Here is a 20,799-nt window from a genome sequence, read left to right on the forward strand (position 1 = left end):
CGCGAGGGAAAACCGGTATCCACTTTTCCGGATCATGCTCTAATCAGTCATCGCCGCCCATGCGGCGACTGAGTTCGGCTGGTTCGTAATTCTCCCCGATCGACATCGCGCAGATGCGCGAGAGATGGACGTAAGGCAGCCCGGTCTCCTTGGCCCAGGCGTTGAACTGCGCCTGCACCTTGGCGAGGTCGCCTTTCGACTTCACCTCCTCCGCGACATCGAGGCCAGCGTCACGCAGGCAAGAGACGACATCCCTTGACGTGACAAAGCCGTCCCAGCCGAGGAAACGCAACAGCATCTGGCCGGTATTGCCGCCGAGCCGGCTGCCGCGCTTGACCAAAAGGTTCAAGAGCCCGACTTCGTCGGAAGACGGCCAGTCGGCCAGGAATTTGCCGAAGCTGCCGTGCTCGCTTGCGATCTCCTGCACGAAGCGGGCGTTGTCGCGCACCGACATGATCTTGGCGCCGTTGCGCACGATGCGCGTGTCGCTCGTGAGCCGCTCCCAGAATTCGTCCGGCTCGAATGCGAGCTTCTTGGGCTGGAAGCCGAGGAAGGCCTCTTCGAAGCCCGGCCACTTCGCGTCGATCACGCTCCAGGCAAAGCCGGCGCAGAACACCCGCTTCGTCATCTCGGCGAGAACGCGATCGTCTTTCAGCTTGGCCAGGGATTTCGCGTTCGGCGCCGGCGGCAATAGCTTCTCCAGCGCTTTCGCGCCGCCCTTGCGTTTCTCGGCCCGCGCCCGAATAGCCCTAAACGACGTCACGCGGCGAGACCTCTTTGCATTGGCAGGGACGGGCGATCATAGCGTGACGCCTTCCCCGATGCCAATGCGAAGCATCTAGCTGATATCAGCCGTCCTTGATGCGCTTCAGGCGCTCGACTGCTTCCTTCACCAAGGTCTGCATCAGCGCCTTGGCAGGGAGTTCGCGGGCCATCGCAGCGCCCTGCCCTGCCCAGAGCGGGGTGAAGTCGCGGCTTCCGTTCCGCTCTGCCGCTGCCCGCAGCGGTGCCAGCTCGCCCATCGGCAGCGGAAAATCCGGTACAGCGTCGGACAAGGGACCGACCTCGGCGATGAGACGATTGACCAGGGCACGCGCGGGTCGGCCGGAAAGCACGTTCGTCACCACGGTGCCAAGCTCGCGTGCCTGGCGCAGCGCATCGCGGTGCAGCGGTGGCGTCGCCGCCTCGGGGCAAAGCAGGAAGGCTGTCCCCATCTCCACTCCGGACGCGCCAAGGGCAAGAGCGGCGGCGATGCCGCGCCCATCGGCGATGCCGCCGGCGGCGATCACGGGCGCGCCGACCGCGTCGGCGATCTGCGGCACCAATTCGAAGGTCCCGAGCTGCGCGGCGAGCGCGCGGTTCTGGTCGCGATCGAGGAACGTGCCCCGGTGGCCGCCAGCTTCATAGCCCTGGGCAATCACGGCATCGGCGCCATGGTCTTCCAGCCAGCGCGCTTCCTCGACCGTCGTCGCCGACGAGATCACCTTGCAGCCGGCCGACTTGATCCGGGCCACCAGCGGCGGTGCAGGCAAGCCGAAATGGAAGCTCACCACCTCGGGCCTCGCGTCCTCGACGAATTCGCACATCTCACCGCCAAACGGCGCAAGGTCGGTGCGCGGCCGCGGTGTCGCTTCGTCAATTCCGAACTCACGATAATAGGCTGACAGCCGGTCGTGCCACGCCCGCTCGCGCCCCGCATCGGCCTTCGCCGGCTCGTGGCAGAAGAAATTGAGGCTGACCGGCTTGGTGGTCAGCCGCCGCACCTGCGCGATCGCGTCGGTGACGCGCTGCAGGTCCATGGTGGCGCAGCCGATCGAGCCGAGGCCGCCGGCATTGGAGACGATGGCCGCGAGTTCAACCGTGGCGAAACCCGCCATCGGCGCCAGCACGATCGGGTGTTCGATCCCAAACAATTCAAGCAGACGTCGGTCGGACCACATCGCGCATCTCCTACCAGCGGCCGGCGGAGGCGCCGCCATCGACATGCAGGATCTCGCCGGTAACGAAAGATGCCTTCTCCAGGTACATCACGGCATCGACGACCTCCCGCATCTCGCCCATTCGGCCGATCGGCTGCAGCCCGGCGAGAAAGCCGTGGGCCTCGGGCGAATGCATTGGCGTGCTGATCACACCCGGCGAAACCGCGTTCACCCGGACATTTCGGGGAGCATATTCGATCGCGAGCGAGCGCGTGATCGCGTTAAGCCCGCCCTTGGTCATCGCCGCAAGACCGGCCGCCAGCGACGCCATCGGCTGTTCGGCTATCGTTGCCGTGATGTTGACGATGTGGCCAGAACCCGTCTGCAGCATTCGGCCTGCGACCTTCTGGGTCAGATGAAAGAATCCGGCGAGATTGACCGCGACCGCCTTTGCGAAATCGGCGGCGGAATATTCGGTGAAGGGCTTGGCGATGAACACGCCAGCATTGTTGACAAGCGTATCTATTCGCCCGAAGCGCTCGACCGCCAGGCTGAAGATGCGTTCGGCGGTTTCGGGGTGGGCAATGTCGCCCTCGATCATGAGGACCGACGGATCGTCGCTCTTGCCGATCGAACGGGCAGTGGCCACGACGCGGTAGCCGTTTTCGCGATAGGCTTTCAGCAATTCCGCGCCGATGCCGCGTGACGCGCCGGTGATAATGACGACCTTTCGCTCTGATGTCATATTCGCTCCTCGCAATTGCCTGGGGTGTATGGGAGCGATAGATGCACCATTCGACCGGACGCGGCTTTGCCTCGCTTGCTCTGCTGTTGTCATTTCTTGCCGCTGTCGGGGGATCAGCGGACGCGGATCGGTTACATCCGTAACAAATCAGGCCACGACGCTGCGGCGGTACTGAGCCGGCGTCAGGCCGGTCGCCTGCCGGAACGCGCGGGTGAAATTGGCCTGGCACGAAAATCGGAGCCTGAGCGCGATATCAGCCAGCGGCTGCTCCCTCTGTCCCAGCAGTTCCTTGGCACGTTCGAGCCGCCGCGCGCTGACGTAACGATGCGGCGATCGGCCGACGGCGACCTTGAAGGCGCGGGAGAAATGAAACTGGCTCAAGCACGCGATCGATGCCAGGTGGCCGACCGTCAATTCGCCCTCCAGATTCGTTTCGATGTAATCCAGCACACGTGCCAACCGGCGCCGATCAAGCCCTTCGCGAGCGGGAGATGCGAAGAAGTCGAGCGATAGCTTGCCGAAGTGGTTTTGCACCAATCTTGCGGCCAGGCTCGAGGCCAGCGTCTCCGCGAGCAGCCTGCCGGAAGACGTCTCGCGCTCCAGCTCGCACGTGAGTGCAAATGCGATTTCGGCGACGAGCGGATCGCGAAAACTGCTTTCATGGCGCAGCGACGTCATGACGGATGGAGCGGTCCCTTCACCAAAGCTCTCCGGTGAAAACCGGTTCGGCGGAAGATAAACGTGCAGGACCGCCGGAACGGGGTCGGACAGATCGATCAGGCCATGCCCGACCACCGGCGGAGAAAGCCAGATGGTCCCGCGTTCGGAGACGCTGCGATCGGTGATGCCATACCTCTCGCGCGTAACCACGGACCCATTGCCGCGGACGTCGACGCAAATTTCGATGTCAGGTTGCGGGCTCTTCCAGGCGATCGTGCCACTGCTATGACTGCGAAGCTCCGCCGTGATGTCCGACCAGCCGCGATCGGCGGAAGACGCCAGAAGCCCGCAGGTGCCGTAGCTTTCGAGCCCGTGTGCCCCTGGCGAGGCTGGCTGCTCCGGCTGAGATGCGAACTTAGGCTTTTCATGGGTGGAATTCATTCGACATAACCCGATATCCGGCAATCGACGACAATCCCCCAGTCACCTCAATGTGGCCGGCTCGCAGCCGAATCGCAACGATTCCTGGCCGCCCATCACGCGGAAGCGATCAAGACCCGCCGATCTTCCGGCGCATATCGAAGGCTTCGATGCGTCCGCGGCACTTCATGGTTGCAAAAACCGCGTGGCACGGCATGTTTGGCGGCGATGCCCGCCAAGACCAGCGACCCCACCGACCAGCCCGCCGAGACGCCGCATTACCACGGCCATCGGGAGCGCCTGCGCGAGCGCTTCCATAGCGCCGGCCCCGACGCGCTGAGCGACTATGAACTGTTGGAGATGGCGCTGTTTGCCTCGATCCCACGGCGCGACACCAAGCCGCTCGCCAAGGAACTGCTGAGGCGCTTCGGCTCGTTTGCCGAGGTGATCCATGCCCCCGTGGCCCGCCTGCGCGAGGTCGACGGCATCGGCGAATCCTCGGTCAACCAACTCAAGCTGATCGCCGCCGCCGCCAGCCGCGTCGCCAAGGGCGAGGTGAAGCGGCGCAACGCGCTGTCGTCATGGAACGACGTGCTCGACTATTGCCGCTCCAGCATGGCCTTCGCCGACAAGAAGCAGTTTCGCCTGCTCTTCCTCGACAAGCGCAACCAGCTCATTGCCGATGAGGTGCAGCAGATCGGCACCGTCGACCACACGCCGGTCTATCCGCGCGAAGTGATCAAGCGCGCACTCGAACTATCCGCCACCGCGCTGATCCTGGTGCACAACCACCCTTCCGGCGACCCGACGCCGTCGCAGGCCGACATCCAGATGACCAAGGCGATCATCGATATCGCGAAGCCGCTCGGCATCTCCGTGCACGACCACATCATCGTCGGCAAGAACGGCCACGCGAGCTTGAAGGGGATGCGGCTGATATAGAGCGTTTTCGAGCGAAGTGGACGCCGGTTCGCGTGAAGAAAACGCGTCAAAAAAGAATCCAGAGCGAAAGGAGCGACAACGTGGAATGGACATCCGATCAGGACCGGATCGACTGGAACGTGCTGTCGGAGCTTTATCGGATTGCTCCGCTCGGCGACAAGAAGCCGGAGGATTTGAAGCGCGCGTTCGGGAACAGCATGTACAAATGCTTCGCGTTCGAGGAAGGCATCCTCACCGGCGCGGGACGTGCCGTCGCTGACGGTGTCGATTGCTCCTACATTTGCGACATCGCCGTTCATCCGCGCTTTCAGGGGCGAGGCCTCGGCAAGGAGATCGCGACACGCTTGCGGGATCTGTCGCGTGGCCACAGGAAGATCATCCTGTACGCCAATCCCGGCACCGAACCGTTCTATGAAAAGCTCGGCTTCCGGCACATGCTCACGGCGATGGCCATCTTCAGCAACGAGGACGCCGCGATCAAGAAGGGCTTGATCGCGCCGTCGGCTTAGAGCGTTTTCGAGCGAGGCATGCCCTCGGACTTGATCCGAGGGTGGACACCGGTTCGCATAGCAATCAAGTTTACGCAGATTGCGTAGACTTATCTGCGCAGAAAACGCGTCAAAACAAGAATCTAGAGCGTCGGTTCTGATTCAATCAGAACCGAAATGCTCTGGAGCGTGGCACGATTGGTTGAGCCGGCAGCCGGTTCACTTTACATTTCCCGCTTGTCATCTTTACGGCCCAGCGCCGGCGACGAACAGCACGTCGACCCAGTAGTTATTGGCGTTGAAGGTATTTGTCGGGAAGCTGCTGCTGGTGCCGTAGACATAGACACCATTGCCCCCGCTGCTCGCGCTGGCCGGCGCCGTAAGTGCACCGCTGATATGGTCGGCGGCGAAATAGTTGGGGTCCGCCGAATAAAAGCCGTTGCAGTGATAAGAAGCGACGTAGATCGTGTTGGCGGTCAGTGCCACCGGTGTAGCGAGATTGACAGTTTGCCAGTCCCCGGGGGTCTCGTTGGTGGATGTTGCGCTGGCGAGCAGGGTCCCGGTTTCAGTCCATAGGTTGACGATATGCGGACCAGTGTTCTGCGGCCCTTTGTAAAAGAGAATTGCAAAGACGAGACCGCCGGCCGACGTCTCGAACTTGACCCCGAGTTCGACCGCATTGGAATCGTTGACCGTGATGTTTGCCGGGGTGGTCGTGGCGGTGAAGAGGCTGATGGCATTGGATGGGACAACAGTCAGTGAGACGGTTGCCGAGGCTGTCCCTCCGTGGCCGTTGGTGATTGTGTATGTGAAGTTCGCCGCTCCGAGGTAGCCGCTGGTCGGCGTGAAACTGACCACCTGCGTCGCTGCATTGTAGCTTACGGTTCCGTTGGTCGGGGTGCTGACGCTCGAGATCGACAAGGCAAAGCCGTTGGGATCGGAGTCATTGGCCAGAATCGTAGCGGCCGAAATGGCAAGGACAGTATTCTGGAGCGTTGTAAATCCGCTGTCGTTGTTCGCAACGGGAGGTAGGTTTCCGGTGCCACTCGGGTTGAAAAGTACATCGACCCAATAGTTGCTTGCGTTGAAACTGCTGGTCGGGAAGCTGCCGCTGGGGCCGTAGGAGAAGACTCCATTGCCGTTGCTGCCGGCGCTGTTGGGGGCCGTGAGCGGCCCACTGGTATGGTCAGTGGCGAAGTAGGCCTCGTTCACCGAGTAGAAGCCCTTGGTGTGATAGGACGCGACATAGATCGTATTGGCGGTCAAGGTCGCCGGTGTGGGCAAACCCACGGTCTGCCAACCACTCGCGGTTTCGTTGTTGGATGCTGCACTGGCCAGCAGGGTACCCGTCGAGGTCCACAGATTGACGACATGCGAGCTTGTGTTTTGCGGACCCTTGTAGAAAAGAATTCCGAGGACCTGGCCGGCAACGGATGTCTCGAACTTGACCCCGAGTTCGACCAGGCTGGGGTCATCCACTGTAATCGTTGCCGGTGTCGTCGATGGTCCGAACAGGCTGACGGTGCCAGCACTCACGGTCAGCGATACAGTCGCGGAGGCGGTGCCGCCATGGCCGTTGGTGATTGTATAAGTGAAGCTGGCTGTCCCAAGGTAACCGGTCGTCGGTGTGAAGCTAACGACTTGCGTTGTTGCATCGTAGCTCACCGTTCCATTGACCGGGCCGCTGACGCTTGAGATGGATATTGTGTAGCCATTTGGATCCGTATCATTAGCCAGGATCGAGGCGGCCGGAATGGACAGGACGGAGTTCGGAAGGGTGACAAAGCCTCCGACGTCATTCGCGATGGGTGGAAGGTTCCCGATTCCACCAGCGCGGTTGAATACCAAATCGACCCAGTAATTGCCGTTCAGATTTGAGCTCGCGGGAAAAATGCTCGTCGATCCATAGGCAAATACACCATTGACGCCAGCGGCCGGTGCGCGCAACGGACCCGCGCTCCGCGTATTGAGAAAGTAGTTCAAGTCCGCCGAATAGAGGCCCGTAGCGGTGTGGTACGACGCAACGTATGTGGCGCCTGCATTGACAGTGACCGGAGTCGGAAAATTGACCTGCTGCCAACCGCTTGACGTTTCGCCGGAGAAGGCCGCGGTTGCAAGCAACGTTCCGTCGGCGCTCCAGAAATTGCCGACGTGCGGCCCGGTGTTGAGCGGCTCCTTGTAGAAACGGATACCGCTGACAGTGCCGGCAGAGCTGATCTGCACTCGGATACCAAGCTCTATTGCCAAGGGATCGTTGGCGAGTACCACAAACGGCGCATCAGCAGGCGTGAAAAGGCTCACGATCGCTGCAGGTACAACGCTTACGGTTACACCGGCGGCGGGTGTCTCCATATTGAGGCTGTCGTCGACAGCACGGGACTTGATGGTGAATGTGCCCGGCTGCAGTGGCCACCACGTGTATGTCCAGCTCGTGGTGCCTGTGGTCGGGTGCCAGGTCGTTCCGCCGTCGGTCGAGACCTCGACGACCGCAACCAGCCCGCCGACATCGCTCGCGGTGCCCGAAATCGTCACCGCTTGCTGCTGGACAAGGCTTGCACCCGAAGCGGGAGTAGAGATCGTCGAGACCGGCGGCGTGTGATCCGTTGATGCGCTGGCGGCAACGAGGTTGGTCTGCAGGGTTTGCGGCTGCACGCCCATGTCCGCAAACAGGTTCACCATGGCCTGCTGTACGTTGGGATCTTCGGGCGTCGGTCCCACACTGCCAAGGTTGCAGTAGTCGTGCGTCGTGTCGAGGCCAAAAGACAGGAAGACCGTTCCCGTACCGAACACGATTGCCCCGCTCGGTGCGCGATACAGGACGAGATTATGTGTCGCAGTCCGGGCGCCGGTGGTGTTGCCATAATCGAGCAGATAGGTGTCCACCGGAAGGACCGTCGATGACACTGCAATCAATCCGCCCGGCCGGAAGCCGTTGTCAGGCGCTTCGTCCCATTCGTAGCCAAGCATGCCGATTGCCAGAGAGCTGGTCGTGCCGGCTTGCACCGCCGTATTCCGCCAGAATCTGAACTGTGCGAGGTTCGAGGGAATCGTGATCGTGTCGCCGCGAAATGAATCCACCTGGAAGATGGTGCCGGTCAGCGCATTTTCAGGACGTCCTCCATCGGACGGAGGGCTGAAGCTCGGATCGCGCCAGGTGCCGGTCCACTCCGGCGACGGATCGATTTTTGCGGCGGCGTGGGTTTCCTTGTAGCAGACGAGAATGCGGTTCGCCGTACCGTTCGCATCCGCTTCCCATCGCGTTTTCCAGTAAACCTCGTTGCCGCTCATGAAGATGAGGTGCACGCCCGCATCACGTGCGGCCTCTACATTGGTCCGGAGATCGCCGGACCAATATTCATCGTGTCCGACCGACATGAACACCCTGTAGTTCGTCAGCGGAATGTTGCCCGGCCCCGCGTCGACGGTTGAGATGTAGGTCACATCGTATCCGTTTCGCTCGAGCCAGCGAATCGCTGCATACTCCCCGCTGAACACGAAATCCTGCGGGCCAGCATATAGCCCAATACCGTCACGTGTGCCGAAGGGCCGGTTGTAGCTGACTTTGAAAGCGCGCCCGTCACCACTCTGCGTCGCATTTCCTCCGTACAGGCTTGCACCGCCCCAGCCGTTGTAGGCATGCCATGTCGTGTCGGAGGTCTTGAAGACGATGTCCCGCGCCACACCGTCATTGCGGACGACAAAGGTCATATGGCTTTCGCCGGCTGTCGCGTCCTGACGGACAAGCTTTGCGATATACACGCCGGAGACCGCCGTCGCGGGGACGGTCCACGTGACGGTGACGCTCCAGTTGGCAGCATCGTACAGACCGATCGACGGATCACCGTCCGGTTGCGACGGCTGGATCGACGCGGCGTTCTGCTGAATGGACGTTACGAAGCGAGCGCCGTCGCCGCCGTAATAGCCAAGGCGATAGATGTCGATCCGGTAGTTCGTCGAATCGGTATTGATCTTGAAGCCGATCTGGCTTCCACTATTGACGCTGATGCTGGTGGCGAAGCCTTCGATATTGGTGGCTGCCGGACCGCTGAGGTCCCATACTGCTTGAGGGGTGCCGGTGTTCTGGTTTTCGATAACGATTGGATTTTGTGCCATTTGCTAGCATCTTTGCTGTGAGAAACGTGACTGCAATAAACCGTCGCCTGCAAAGCTTGGTATCGAATCACCACTCGAGCGTTCATCGACCGATGTTCACAATCTAGTGCAATTGCGATGGCGTCGTGACAGCGTGTTCGATTGATGAGAAACTGGCATCGGCCCCGGAGATTGGCCGATCAATCAGGGAGCGTTGAGCCGATGACGGAAGAGCAACGTCCAACCTGGACAGAAGGCAAGACCTGGTTGTATCGCGGTTATCAGGTCACGCACGCTCGTGACGGAAAAAGCGTGGAAGTTCGCAAAGGCAACGGGCCGCCGATAAAAAGCCTTGCTAAACCGGTCACATACAAGGACGTGACAGATTGCATCGACAGACTCCATCCCTCGGCGCCCTGACGAGATTCCCCGGTCGGAGTACATCAGTGCGGTGATCGTGTGTGAAGCCTCGAGAGAGAAACACTAGGATCGTTCGCATCGCCGAAGACACAGATGGAAACATCGGGCATTAAATAGAAACAAGTGGAAACATAGAAACAAGCCCGCCAGGCCCTCGGAACGGCGAAGCAGGTGACCCTCTCCTTCAAGTGGTGCCCGTGATGCGGCGGCCGTCTTACGGCGCAACCCAGCGTCGCACCGCATCCATCGTATCGGCGGGCGAAGTGTTGAAGCAGATGGAGGCCTCCGGCGCCAGCCGGTGCACGAGGTTGATGATCTTCTCGAACAGCAGCAGTTGCTCGGCGGGCTCGCGCAGACCCGCGCCGATGACGACGCAGTCGAACCGTTTCGACTCCAGCGCCATGGCCACCACCCGCTCGGCGGTATCGCCAAGATCGACCAGACAGGCTTCCGCCTGATAGCCGTGGGTGCGCAACTGATCGATCTGCGCGTCGATATAGTTCCTGATGAGTTCCGGCGTGAGCTGCGGAAAGGCGCTGAAATCCGCGAATGCGGGATCGATGCCGATTGCAAGCACGGTCGTCGCCATAATCCGCTCCTGGTCGGAAAAAGACAGATCGAGACATCAACAGCCAACGCCGCGCACGCCAAGGGCGTTCCTCGTCCCAGCACACGGACAGGTGACGGAAAGAAAGCGCCGATTAGCAGGGGTTTACGTCTTCGGCCGCAACGCAATATCGGAGCTCGGCGATTTTGTCAGCGGTAACCGGATGTTTAAGGGACCATTCACACCATGCTGAGAAACTTCTGGTGACATTTGGAATTTTGATTCGCCGACCGTGAATACCTGATCGACAATTTCATCGCCTGGCCCCCCAACGCAGGAACCCCACACATGTTCGGAAGCCGGAAATCGCGTGCCGGTGACATTGCCAAGACTGCCGCCGACGTCATCACTGCCAACCTGATGGTCGCGGATGCGTCACTGACCATCACCTACATGAACCGTGCGGTGATAAAGCTGCTCACCGACGCGGAAGCCGACATCCGCAAGGAGCTTCCGGGCTTCTCGGTCGCCAAGCTGATCGGCGGCAGCATCGACATGTTTTACAGGGATTCCGCCCAGCGCCACCTTCTGGGACAGTTGAAGTCGCCGCACCGGGAGACCATCAGGTTCGGTGGCCGCGCCTTCGATCTCATGATCACGCCGCTGACCACGGACGACGGGCAGCGCGCAGGCTTCGCCGTGGAATGGTCCGATGCTTCGATCCGGCTGCAGAACCTGGACTTCCGGGCGCAGACCACGGCCATCGGCCGCGTCCAGGCGGTGATCGAATTCAATCTCGACGGCACTGTCATCACCGCCAATGAGAATTTCCTGCGCGCGCTCGGCTATTCGCTGGCCGAGATCAAGGGCAAGCACCACAGCATGTTTGTCGAGGCATCATTCCGCGACAGCCCGAACTATCGGGAGTTCTGGCAGAAGCTGAACCGAGGCGAGTTCGAGACCGGCGAATTCAAGCGGATCGGCAAGGGCGGCAGAGAGGTCTGGATTCTCGCATCCTACAATCCGGTGTTCGATGAGAACGGCAAGCCGTTCAAGGTGGTCAAATTCGCCACCGACGTGACTGAGCAGAAGCTGCGCAATGCCGATTTTGCCGGCCAGATCGCGGCCATCGACAAGTCGCAGGCCGTGATCGAGTTCGCGATGGACGGCACGGTAAGAACGGCGAACGCGAATTTCCTGAAGACGCTGGGCTACACGCTGCACGACATCCAGGGCCGTCACCACAGCATGTTCGTCGATCCGGCCGAGCGTGACCTGCCAGCCTATCGGGAATTCTGGGCTGCGCTTAATCGCGGCGAATACCAGACCGGTGAGTTTCGCCGTGTTGGCGCCGGCGGACGCGAAGTCTGGATCCAGGCCTCCTACAATCCGATCATGGATCTCAACGGCAAGCCGTTCAAGGTCGTCAAATACGCCTCCGACGTCACCGCCCAGGTTATCGCGCGGCTGAAGAGCGAGCGCGTCCGCGGCATGATGGAGCAGGTCGCGGCCGGCGCCGAGGAATTGAATGCCTCGGTGCGCGAGATCTCGGAGGCGATGGTCAAGTCCAAGGAAACGGCTGCGGCCGCCACCGACCATGTGCAATCCGCCGACCACCAGGCGCAGCGGCTGACCGCCGCGGCCGCCTCGATGAGCGGCATCCTGCAGATGATCGGCGACATCACCGGCCAGATCAACCTGCTCGCGCTGAACGCGACCATCGAGTCCGCACGCGCCGGCGAGGCCGGCCGTGGCTTCGCGGTGGTCGCCGCCGAGGTCAAGAACCTGGCCAACCAGGCCAAGCAGGCGACCGACAAGATTGGCGTCGAAATCGACTCGCTGAATGGCATTTCCGTCGACGTGGTCACCGCGCTGGGCACGGTCCGCCGGTCGATCGAGGCGGTGGGCGAATATGTGACGTCGACGGCGGCCGCGGTCGAGGAGCAGAGCGTCGTCACCGGCGAGATGTCGTCGAGCATGCAGCGCGCCGCCAACGAGGCCGCCGCCATCGGCTGACAGCAGCGGATTACCAACGGCTCAGATCGAAGACTTGCCGTATCGGCGGTGGATGCTGCACTCCCTCTCCCGCTTGCGGGCAGGGCTATCGCATATAGCTGTTTGATGGCTGTGAACGAGGCGGGCCTCATGGTTCTCCGAGCGATGCGCAGCATCGTCTCGAGACGCGCCGCAAGCGGCGCTCCTCACCATGAGAGTCTAAGATTCCGCCGCGCAATCAGACCTCATCCTGAGGAGCCCGCCAAAGGCGGGCGTCTCGAAGGATGGGCCGCGAAGGAACCGCCGCCGACTCGACCAAATCGCATCACGCCATAGCGGCTGCTACTGGTCGCGCAGCATGATCAGGGGGTCGGCGCTGTCGGGGACCTTGCGCCACTGCGCATTGTCGTCGGCCTCGAACTGCCAAGTCTCGCCCTTCTCGGACATCAGCAGCATCTGGCCGTGATCGAGCCGCCAGACCGTCGGCGCGAACGCCGTCACTGCCGGATCGCATTTCGGCTTCAAGAAGACCTGGAAATTGTCCTGACCGGCTTCGGTATTGGTCAGCGTCAGGCCGCAGATCGCCTGTCCGTTGCCGCGCACCATCGACCAGTCGCCGATCATCTGGTCCATCGACTTGGCGAGCGCGCGCGCCGCGGCGAGGTTTTGCAGGATGTAGACGCCCTCGCCGGTCCGATGCCCCTCAAAGATGCCGCTCTCGACCTCAGTGAAATCAATCACCGGTTCGCCAACCGCATTCTGCAGCCGCACGATGTCGAGGCCCTTGATGTTCCAGGCGGTGATGTCCTTGGTGAAAGGCAGGGCCGCCGGACACGAAGGCTCGAGCTCGAGCTTGAGGCCTTGGGCCGCGGCATCGCCCTTCAGCGTGACGACGCAGGTCTTGCTGCGCTCGGTGGTCGCAAGCTCCCACTGCCCGATCATTTCCTTTTTCAGCGACGTGGCATCCTGGGACGACGCAGGTCCAGCGCCGCCGGCGATTGCAAGCAGCATTGCCACCACGACGCTGAAACGGCGGACTGACATCGACTATCCCTGATCAACGTCCCTTTACCGGGGTTTCCGCGACGGGCGTGAGCGGCGGCTTGCCGGCGAACCAGCTTTTGAGATTGTCGACCACGAGCTGGTCCATGGCATTGCGCGTTACCACGGAAGCCGAACCGATATGTGGCAGCACCACGACATTCTGCATCGACTTCAGCTCGTCCGGCACGTTGGGCTCGGTGGCGAACACGTCGAGACCGGCGGCCAGGATGGTCCCCGATTTCAACGCCGCGATCAGCGCCGGCTCGTCCACGACCGAACCTCGCGCGACGTTGATCACCACGCCCCGCGGGCCGAGCGCCTTCAACACATCGGCATTGATCATCTTCGCGGTGGAGGCGCCGCCGGGCACGATCACGACAAGCGTATCCACCGCCTTCGCCATCTCGATCAGGTCGGGATAATGCTGGTAGGACACGCCGGCCGCCGGATTGCGCGAATGATAGACGACCGGAACGAGCGAAGCCTCGAGCCTGCGGCCGATCGCCTGCCCGATCCGCCCCATGCCGACGATGCCGACCTTGCGGTCGCGCAGCGAGCCGACGCTCAAGGGATAGTTCTGCGTCTGCCAGAGGCCGGAGCGCACATAGCGGTCGGCCTTGATGAATTCGCGCAGGGTCGCGATCAGGAGGCCCATGGCGACGTCGGCGACCTCCTCGGTCAGGACGTCGGGCGTATTGGTGACGATGATGTTGTGCTCGCGCGCATAGGCGGACTCGACATGGTCGTAGCCGACGCCGAAGCTCGCAACGAGCTCGAGCTTCGGGAATTGCGCCAGCACGGTCCTGTCTGTGGACACGGTGTGATAGGTCACGGCCATGCCGCGGATCTTGGCCTTGGTCTCCGGCGTCAACCGCTCGAGATCGGCGCGGTTTTCGGCAGTGTGCAGGATGAACTGATCGGGAAAGCCGTTCTGCAGAATGGGACGGATCGGCCCGTAGACCAAAAGGTCGATCTTGTCAGAAGAGATAGTTGCAGCCATCAGCTTTCCTTTCCAAGCGCGCTCTCGTGCCAGCGCCGCAATACCAGGTGCGAAATTAGCGCCAGCACCCCATAGATGACAATCCCGGCGACCGAGAGCAGGAACAACGCCGCGAACATACGTGGAATGTTGAGACGATAGCCGGACTCGGCGATGCGGAAGGCGAGACCGGAGCCTGCGCCCGCGGTGCCGGCCGCGATCTCGGCCACGACCGCGCCGATCAGCGACAGGCCGCCCGCGATCCGCAATCCTCCGAGGATGAACGGCAGCGCCGCCGGCAGTTTCAGAAAACACAAAGTCTGCAGCCGCGTCGCGCCGTAAAGCTGGAACAGCCCGGCGAGGTTGCGGTCAACGGAATTGAGCCCGAGCGTGGTGTTGGACAGGACTGGAAAGAAGGCGACGATCCAGGCGCAGACCACCACGGCGGTCTGTTGCTGCAGATAGATCAGAAGCAGCGGCGCGATCGCAATCACCGGCGTGACCTGCAGGATCACCGCATAGGGGAACAGCGAATATTCCAGCCATTTCGACTGGTTGAACAACAGCGCCAGCGCGATGCCGCCGATCGCGGCCGCCACAAAACCTTCCAGCGTGGTCAGCAAGGTGACGCCCAGCGATTGCGACAGCACCGGCCAGTCGCCAATCAGGGTCTGAAACACCGCCACCGGCCCCGGCAGTACATAGGGCTGGATATTGTTGATGCGAACGATCGCTTCCCACAGCACGACAGCGGCCGCGAAGACGACGACCGGCAACAGCAGGCGGACCGCATGCAGCGAGGACTTCATACGCCGGCCTGTCCCGCATAGGCCGGCGCCAGCGCGCCCGAAACCTGGCGGCAGAAGCCGGCATATTCGGCGGAGGTGCGGAATTCCTCGCCGCGCGGCTCGGTCGCGCTGATGCGAAACTCCGCACCGATCCGCCCCGGCCGCGCCGTCATCACGATCACGCGCTGCGAGAGATACACCGACTCGAACACCGAATGGGTGACGAAGATCACGGTCTTGTGCAGCTTGCGCCAGAGCGCGAGCAGATCGTTGTTGAGGCGGAAACGCGTGATCTCGTCCAGCGCCGCGAATGGCTCGTCCATCAGGAGAATATCGGGATCGGTGACCAGCGCCCTGGCCAACGAGACCCGCATCTTCATGCCACCGGACAGTTCGCGCGGATAGGCCTTGGCGAATTCGGCAAGCCCGACCTGCGCCAGCGCCTCGTCGATGCGCGCATCCGCCTCGCCTGTCGGCGCATGGGCAAGTTTCAGCGGCAGGCGGACATTTTCGCGCACGCTCGCCCATGGCATCAGGGTCGGCTCCTGAAACACGAAACCGATCGGGTGATGGCCGCGCATTTCCGCCGCGAGAGGCGAGACGCTGACCGTGCCGGCGGTCGGCGCGGCAAGGCCCGCGATCAGCCGCAGCGCGGTGGATTTGCCGCAGCCCGACGGCCCGACCAGCGACACGAACTCGCCGCGCCGGACGTCGAGGTCAACGGGCCCGAGCGCCGCGACGCCGGTGTCATAGACTTTCGTGACGCCACGCAGGCTCACCGCAAGCGGGGAGCCGGCGTCCAGTTCGCTTGAGGCTTGCTCGGCCATCACGAGAGCAATCTTCGTGCTTACTTCTTCGGCCGCAGGTCGAGCCCGACGCCCTTGTTGACGAAGCGCAGCGTATAGGCCTGGCGGAAGTCGATATCGGAGCGAACGACGCCGGCCCGCACCATCTTGTCGAAGAAGCTCGCCATCCGTTCGTCGGTCATGGCGCCGATGCCGTTCTTCAAGGAGTCGCCGGAATCGACGATGCCGTATTCCTTCATCTTGTCGATGGAATAGCTGAGCAGTTCGTCGGTCATTTCCGGATTGAGCTTCTTGATCATGGCGTTCGCAGCGGCATTGTCGCCGTAGAGATAGTTGTACCAGCCGATGATGGAGGCGTCGACGAAGCGCTGGACGAGATCTGGCTTCTTCTCGACCATCTCGCGACGGGTCTCGATCAAGGTCGAATAGGTGTTGAAGCCGTAATCGGCGAGCAGGAAGATTCCGGGCTTGAAGCTTGCGGCCTTCTCCACCGCGAACGGCTCCGAGGTGACATAGCCCTGCATCGCGCTCTTCTTGTCGACGATGAAGGGTTGCGGGTTGAAGGTGTACGGCTTGACCTTGCTCTCGCTGAATCCGTATTCGGATTTCAGCCACTGGAAGTAGGTCGTCATGCCCTCCTTGGAGACGAGCAGCGTCAGCGGCTTCAGATCCTCGAGCTTGGTTGCCTTGATGTCAGGATGGGTCAACAGCACCTGCGGGTCCTTCTGGAACATCGCGGCGACGGCGACCAGCGGCACGTTGTTGGTGACCGCGTCGAACGACTGCAGCGAGTTCGCACTCATGAAGAAATCGATCTTGCCGGCGATCAGGAGGATGCGATTGTTGTTGTTGGGACCGCCGGGAACGATGGTGACTTCGAGGCCATATTTGTTGTAGGTGCCGTCGACCAGCGCCTGGAAGAAGCCGCCATGCTCGGCCTCCGCGACCCAGTTGGTGCCAAACGAAACCTTGTCCAAGGTCTGGGACCTTGCCGGCGCAAAGGCCGCAACCAGGGCGAAAACGGCTATAGTTAACGCTCGCAGCAAAAAGGCCCGCTTCATGGTTGGACTCCGTCGCTGGTTATGGCCCATGATGGGTGATGGACGCCGAATGCGCCCGCGGCAGGGCCGGCAAATTACCTCGCAAATCCGCGCAAAGGAACGCTTGGCAGAGAAACGTTTGGCATGACTTCCACTGTTCCACCCCGCGACTGGACCGAAATCCGCTGGCCGGAGATCGCTGGCGCCGATCCGGCGCGCTGGATCGCGGTGCTGCCGCTCGCGGCGACCGAGCAGCACGGGCCGCATCTGCCCCTCGGCACCGACATCATGGTCGCCGAAGCCTATCTGGCGCTCGTGCGCGAGCTGTTGCCGGTCGGCCTCCCCGCCACCTTCCTGCCGCTGCAGCCGGTCGGCATTTCCACCGAGCATATCGATTTTCCGGGCACGCTGACGCTGCCGACCAATGTCGCATTGAAGACGTGGACGGCGCTCGGCGGCAGCGTGGCACGCACAGGCGTCAAGAAGCTGGTGATGGTCACGAGCCATGGCGGCAACAGCGCCGCGATGAGCCTGGTCGCGCAGGATTTGCGCGCGCAACACGGGATGCTGGTGATCACCACGAGCTGGTCGCGGCTGAGCGCGGCGGAGAAGCTGTTCGATGCGGAAGAAGTGCGCCACGGCATTCACGGCGGCGCGGTCGAGACCTCGATCATGCTGGCGCGCTATCCGCAGACGGTGCGCAACGAAGCGATCGCGGATTTTCGTCCCGCCAGCATTGCGATCGAAAAGGATCATCGCTGGCTGTCGACGCAACGGCCCGCGCCATTCGCCTGGCAAACACAAGACCTGCACGCAAGCGGCGCGGTCGGCGATGCGACCAAGGCCTCCGCGGAGAAGGGCGAGCGCCTGCTCGATAACGGCGCGCGCGCGTTCTGCGAGCTGCTTATCGATGTCGATAACTTCGACGTGAACAAGCTCGCAGCCGGACCACGCTCGTCCACTAAGCCGCTGTTCTGACAGCCGAATAATCGACAGCCACAGGCTCCTTCCTGCGCTTCGAACCCAAATCGCGGAGGCTCCGTCCAACGGTGCGTGCGGGCCATCCCGGCGCCGCCTTCAACAGGATGGAGTTATCCATGTCGATCAAGACCAAGATTGCTGCTCTCGCTCTCGCCGCGCTCGCTGTCACCGGCACGATCGCGACGTCGACCACCCAGGCGCAAGCCAAGCCGTTCCACCACCACCACTGGGGCTGGGGCGTCGGCGCCGGCCTCGTCGGCGCAGCGGTTGTCGGCAGCGCCATCGCCGCGAACAATGGCTACTACTACGACGGCTATCGCCGCTGCGGCTGGGTTCGCCAATACGATGTGTTCGGCAATTACATGGGCCGCGTGCGTACCTGCAATTTCTGATCGATCGACGGAGCGGTTTTGGTTGACGCGTTTTCCTGGCGCGAACCGGTAAACCTCCTTCGCTCGAAAACACGTCGACCGTGGATTGTGCGTCCGGCACGGGCGCCTCATCCACCCCGTGTCGTACCCCGACCCGCCCGGCTGTCCCCCCGGGCGGGTCATCCACTTCCAGATCTGGCCGCGACAAGATGATCGCGCTTTCTGTTGCAAAACTGTCATTGAGCGATGCCATCCAGCGGTAATAACCCGCCGCTTCTTGCTATTGCGAATTATTCGCAATAGGGATTGCGGTATAGTGTGGCTTCCCCGATCTGGCGTGATGGAGGGGAATCAGGACATGCGATCGGGGCAAGGGCGGCGTGATGATTTGGTGTTGGGGAAGGCGTCGCAGCAGCACTTCGGCAACGGGCACGCCGAACTGTCGCGACGTTCAGTTTGGAAGCATCTCCGCCATGCCGCGCCGCAGCCGATCCCTTGAGCAGATTCTCGGGCACGCGGCGGCCGCGACCTTCGCCTTGAGCGGCCCGGCGGTAGCGGCCGATATCAAACTACCGGTCAAGGCGCCCTATGCACAGCCGCTGTTCAACTGGACCGGGCTCTACATCGGCGCACATGCCGGCTACGGCTTCGGCTCCTCGAATGCAGTGCTGGCCGATCCCCTCAGCAGCACCACCAGCAACAACGTCAGCGGAATGATCGGCGGCGTGCAGGCCGGCTACAATGTTCACCTGCCCTCGGGCCTGCTGCTGGGCGTCGAAGGCGATCTGACCTTTCCGAACTATCTGCCCTCGAATTCAGTGGTGACGTCGCTCGCGACGCCGCGCTCCGACTTCGTCGAGCAATGGGACTATGTCGGAACGATACGCGGCCGCCTCGGCTATGCGAGCGGCCCATGGCTCGCTTATGTGACCGGCGGCTTCGCCTATGCCGGCGGGCGCTTCCTCAACACGTCGACGGCGATCGGCGAGGAGGAGAAGGAGATTCACGTCCGCCTTGGCTGGGCTGCTGGCGCGGGTTTCGAATATGCCTTCGCCCCGCACTGGACCGCGCGGCTCGAATATCTCTACAGCCAGTTCGACAGGGCCAACATCCAGTTCCTGCCGTCAGGGACGCAGTATTCCTCCAGCCTCGACTTCCAGTCGGTGCGCATCGGCCTCAATCGCAAGATCGACTGGCCGGGCGCCCCGGGCCTGACGCCGAAGACCGACATCACCGATCCCGAATCGGATCGCTGGGAAATTCACGGCCAGACCACCTATCTGCCGCAGGGCTATCCGGCGTTCCAAGCGCCCTACAGCGGCACGAACAGCCTGACGCCGGCGCGGCAGGCGCAGGCGACATGGAGCAACAGCCTGTTCCTGAATGCGCGGCTCTGGGAAGGCGGCGAGGTCTATTACAATCCTGAGCTGCTGCAGGGCTTCGGCTTGAACGACACCGTCGGCCTCGGCGGCTTTTCCAGCGGGGAAGCGCAGAAATCGAACTTCGCCTCCCCGCATTACAACACCTCGCGCGTGTTCCTGCGCCAGACCTTCGGCTTCGGCGGCGAGCAGGAGGAATTGCCGAGCGGGCCAACCCAGCTCGGCGGCAAGGTCGACGTATCAAGATTGACGCTGCAAGCCGGCAAATTCGCCGTGCTCGACGTGTTCGACGGCAACGCCTACGCCAAGGACACGCGCAGGGATTTCATCAACTGGGCTATGTGGGCGCCGGGCGCGTTCGACTATTCCGCCGACAAGGTCGGCCTGACCTACGGCGTCACCGCCGAGCTCAATCAGAAGCGATGGGCGTTGCGCGGCGGATATTTCCTGATGCAGTCGGTCTCGAACGCCAACAGCTTCGATACCAATGTGTTCGAGCGCGGGACTTACGTGCTCGAGTACGAGGGGCGCTATTCGCTGTTCTCGCTGCCAGGCAAGATCCGCGCGATCGCTTGGCTGAACAGCGCCTTCTCCGGCAGCTATCGCGAGACGCTGAACAATCCCGCCCTCAATCTCGACATTGCGCTGACCCGTACCGGCCGCATCAAATACGGCTATGTCGTCAATCTCGAACAGGCGCTCTCCGACGATCTCGGCCTGTTCGGCCGCTGGAGCTGGAATAACGGCAAGACCGAGATCATGGCCTTCACCGACATCGACGCCTCGCTGTCGCTGGGCGCCTCGATCAAGGGCACCAAATGGGGCCGACCGGATGACGTGATCGGCATCGGCGGCGCGATCAATTCGCTGTCAAATGACCACCGCGATTTCATCGCCGCCGGCGGTCTCGGCATTCTGATCGGCGACGGCGCGCTCAACTACCGCCGCGAGCGCATCCTCGAAGCCTACTACGCCTACGCCCTGACCAAGCAGGTCACCTTGACGGCGGACTATCAGTTCATCACAAACCCCGCCTATAACGCCGACCGTGGCCCCGTGCACATCTTCGCGGGAAGGCTGCACGGGGAATTCTAGAGCACATCTTTCCGACAAGATTCTGCTCAAACGAAAGGATGGCGGGAAAGATCGGTTTAAGGAATCGTTTCCCGCCGCCTTCGCCTCA

General features: G+C 62.1%; 18 protein-coding genes. 7 read left to right on the forward strand and 11 right to left on the reverse strand.

What is annotated here, in order from left to right:
* Positions 1 to 43: 43 nt before the first annotated feature.
* The 4 genes from OZ411_RS34090 to OZ411_RS34105 all read right to left on the reverse strand — a co-directional run bounded on the left by OZ411_RS34090 (position 44) and on the right by OZ411_RS34105 (position 3,765).
* Positions 44 to 763 (reverse strand): DNA-3-methyladenine glycosylase I, encoded by a 720-nt coding sequence (locus tag OZ411_RS34090; RefSeq protein WP_282531445.1) that lies wholly within the window; start codon positions 761 to 763, stop codon positions 44 to 46.
* 85 nt (positions 764 to 848) lie between these two features.
* On the reverse strand, positions 849 to 1,940 hold the full coding sequence (locus OZ411_RS34095) for a nitronate monooxygenase (RefSeq protein ID WP_282531446.1): 1,092 nt from the start codon (positions 1,938 to 1,940) through the stop codon (positions 849 to 851).
* A gap of 10 nt (positions 1,941 to 1,950) precedes the next feature.
* Complete coding sequence (locus OZ411_RS34100) at positions 1,951 to 2,664, reverse strand: SDR family oxidoreductase (RefSeq protein ID WP_282531447.1); 714 nt, start codon at positions 2,662 to 2,664, stop codon at positions 1,951 to 1,953.
* A gap of 147 nt (positions 2,665 to 2,811) precedes the next feature.
* Positions 2,812 to 3,765, reverse strand: coding sequence for an AraC family transcriptional regulator (locus OZ411_RS34105; protein WP_282531448.1), 954 nt, complete (start codon positions 3,763 to 3,765; stop codon positions 2,812 to 2,814).
* A gap of 207 nt (positions 3,766 to 3,972) precedes the next feature.
* On the opposite strand from OZ411_RS34105, the gene radC reads away from it, so the two are divergent.
* Positions 3,973 to 4,686 carry a DNA repair protein RadC gene (gene radC / locus OZ411_RS34110; RefSeq protein ID WP_282531449.1) on the forward strand — a complete coding sequence of 238 codons (714 nt, stop codon included), beginning with the start codon at positions 3,973 to 3,975 and terminating at the stop codon, positions 4,684 to 4,686.
* A gap of 80 nt (positions 4,687 to 4,766) precedes the next feature.
* Entirely contained in the window at positions 4,767 to 5,195 is a 429-nt protein-coding gene (locus tag OZ411_RS34115; protein WP_282531450.1) for a GNAT family N-acetyltransferase, read from the forward strand.
* Positions 5,196 to 5,420: 225 nt separating this feature from the next.
* Here OZ411_RS34115 and OZ411_RS34120 read toward each other — a convergent pair whose 3' ends face one another.
* Entirely contained in the window at positions 5,421 to 9,287 is a 3,867-nt protein-coding gene (locus OZ411_RS34120; protein ID WP_282531451.1) for a DUF4082 domain-containing protein, read from the reverse strand.
* Between the two features lie 201 nt (positions 9,288 to 9,488).
* Between OZ411_RS34120 and OZ411_RS34125 the strand changes: the two genes are divergently transcribed.
* Complete coding sequence (locus OZ411_RS34125; RefSeq protein WP_130578544.1) at positions 9,489 to 9,686, forward strand: hypothetical protein; 198 nt, start codon at positions 9,489 to 9,491, stop codon at positions 9,684 to 9,686.
* 214 nt (positions 9,687 to 9,900) lie between these two features.
* Here the strand turns inward: OZ411_RS34125 and OZ411_RS34130 are convergent, their stop codons facing one another.
* Complete coding sequence (locus OZ411_RS34130) at positions 9,901 to 10,275, reverse strand: hypothetical protein (RefSeq protein ID WP_130578543.1); 375 nt, start codon at positions 10,273 to 10,275, stop codon at positions 9,901 to 9,903.
* 306 nt (positions 10,276 to 10,581) lie between these two features.
* Here OZ411_RS34130 and OZ411_RS34135 point away from each other — a divergent pair, with 306 nt between their 5' ends.
* A complete protein-coding gene (locus tag OZ411_RS34135; protein ID WP_282531452.1) occupies positions 10,582 to 12,249 on the forward strand; it encodes a PAS domain-containing methyl-accepting chemotaxis protein in 1,668 nt (555 codons plus the stop codon).
* A gap of 321 nt (positions 12,250 to 12,570) precedes the next feature.
* Here OZ411_RS34135 and OZ411_RS34140 read toward each other — a convergent pair whose 3' ends face one another.
* From OZ411_RS34140 to OZ411_RS34160, 5 genes are read right to left on the reverse strand one after another with little or no spacing between them, the layout of a single operon-like run.
* Positions 12,571 to 13,272 (reverse strand): AprI/Inh family metalloprotease inhibitor, encoded by a 702-nt coding sequence (locus OZ411_RS34140; protein ID WP_282531453.1) that lies wholly within the window; start codon positions 13,270 to 13,272, stop codon positions 12,571 to 12,573.
* A 13-nt stretch (positions 13,273 to 13,285) separates the two neighbouring features.
* The gene (locus OZ411_RS34145) at positions 13,286 to 14,272 is read right to left on the reverse strand and encodes a 2-hydroxyacid dehydrogenase (protein ID WP_165421085.1); all 987 of its coding nucleotides are present in this window, start codon (positions 14,270 to 14,272) and stop codon (positions 13,286 to 13,288) included.
* Positions 14,272 to 15,060, reverse strand: a complete 789-nt coding sequence (locus OZ411_RS34150) for an ABC transporter permease (RefSeq protein WP_130578540.1) — start codon at positions 15,058 to 15,060, stop codon at positions 14,272 to 14,274. Before OZ411_RS34150 ends, OZ411_RS34145 begins: the two co-directional genes overlap by 1 nt.
* Entirely contained in the window at positions 15,057 to 15,869 is an 813-nt protein-coding gene (locus OZ411_RS34155; RefSeq protein ID WP_282531454.1) for an ABC transporter ATP-binding protein, read from the reverse strand. The genes OZ411_RS34150 and OZ411_RS34155 overlap by 4 nt, the downstream gene beginning before the upstream one ends.
* 17 nt (positions 15,870 to 15,886) lie before the next feature.
* A complete protein-coding gene (locus tag OZ411_RS34160; protein WP_130578538.1) occupies positions 15,887 to 16,906 on the reverse strand; it encodes an ABC transporter substrate-binding protein in 1,020 nt (339 codons plus the stop codon).
* Positions 16,907 to 17,029: 123 nt separating this feature from the next.
* Here OZ411_RS34160 and OZ411_RS34165 point away from each other — a divergent pair, with 123 nt between their 5' ends.
* From OZ411_RS34165 to OZ411_RS34175, 3 genes are all read left to right on the forward strand, one after another.
* The gene (locus OZ411_RS34165) at positions 17,030 to 17,863 is read left to right on the forward strand and encodes a creatininase family protein (protein ID WP_130578537.1); all 834 of its coding nucleotides are present in this window, start codon (positions 17,030 to 17,032) and stop codon (positions 17,861 to 17,863) included.
* Positions 17,864 to 17,982: 119 nt separating this feature from the next.
* On the forward strand, positions 17,983 to 18,258 hold the full coding sequence (locus OZ411_RS34170) for a hypothetical protein (RefSeq protein ID WP_130578536.1): 276 nt from the start codon (positions 17,983 to 17,985) through the stop codon (positions 18,256 to 18,258).
* Positions 18,259 to 18,710: 452 nt separating this feature from the next.
* Positions 18,711 to 20,711: a carbohydrate porin gene (locus tag OZ411_RS34175; RefSeq protein WP_282531455.1), complete on the forward strand. Its 2,001-nt coding sequence runs from the start codon at positions 18,711 to 18,713 to the stop codon at positions 20,709 to 20,711.
* Positions 20,712 to 20,799 lie beyond the last annotated feature (88 nt).

This window comes from Bradyrhizobium sp. Arg237L (assembly GCF_029990105.1).
Taxonomy (GTDB): Bacteria; Pseudomonadota; Alphaproteobacteria; order Rhizobiales; family Xanthobacteraceae; genus Bradyrhizobium.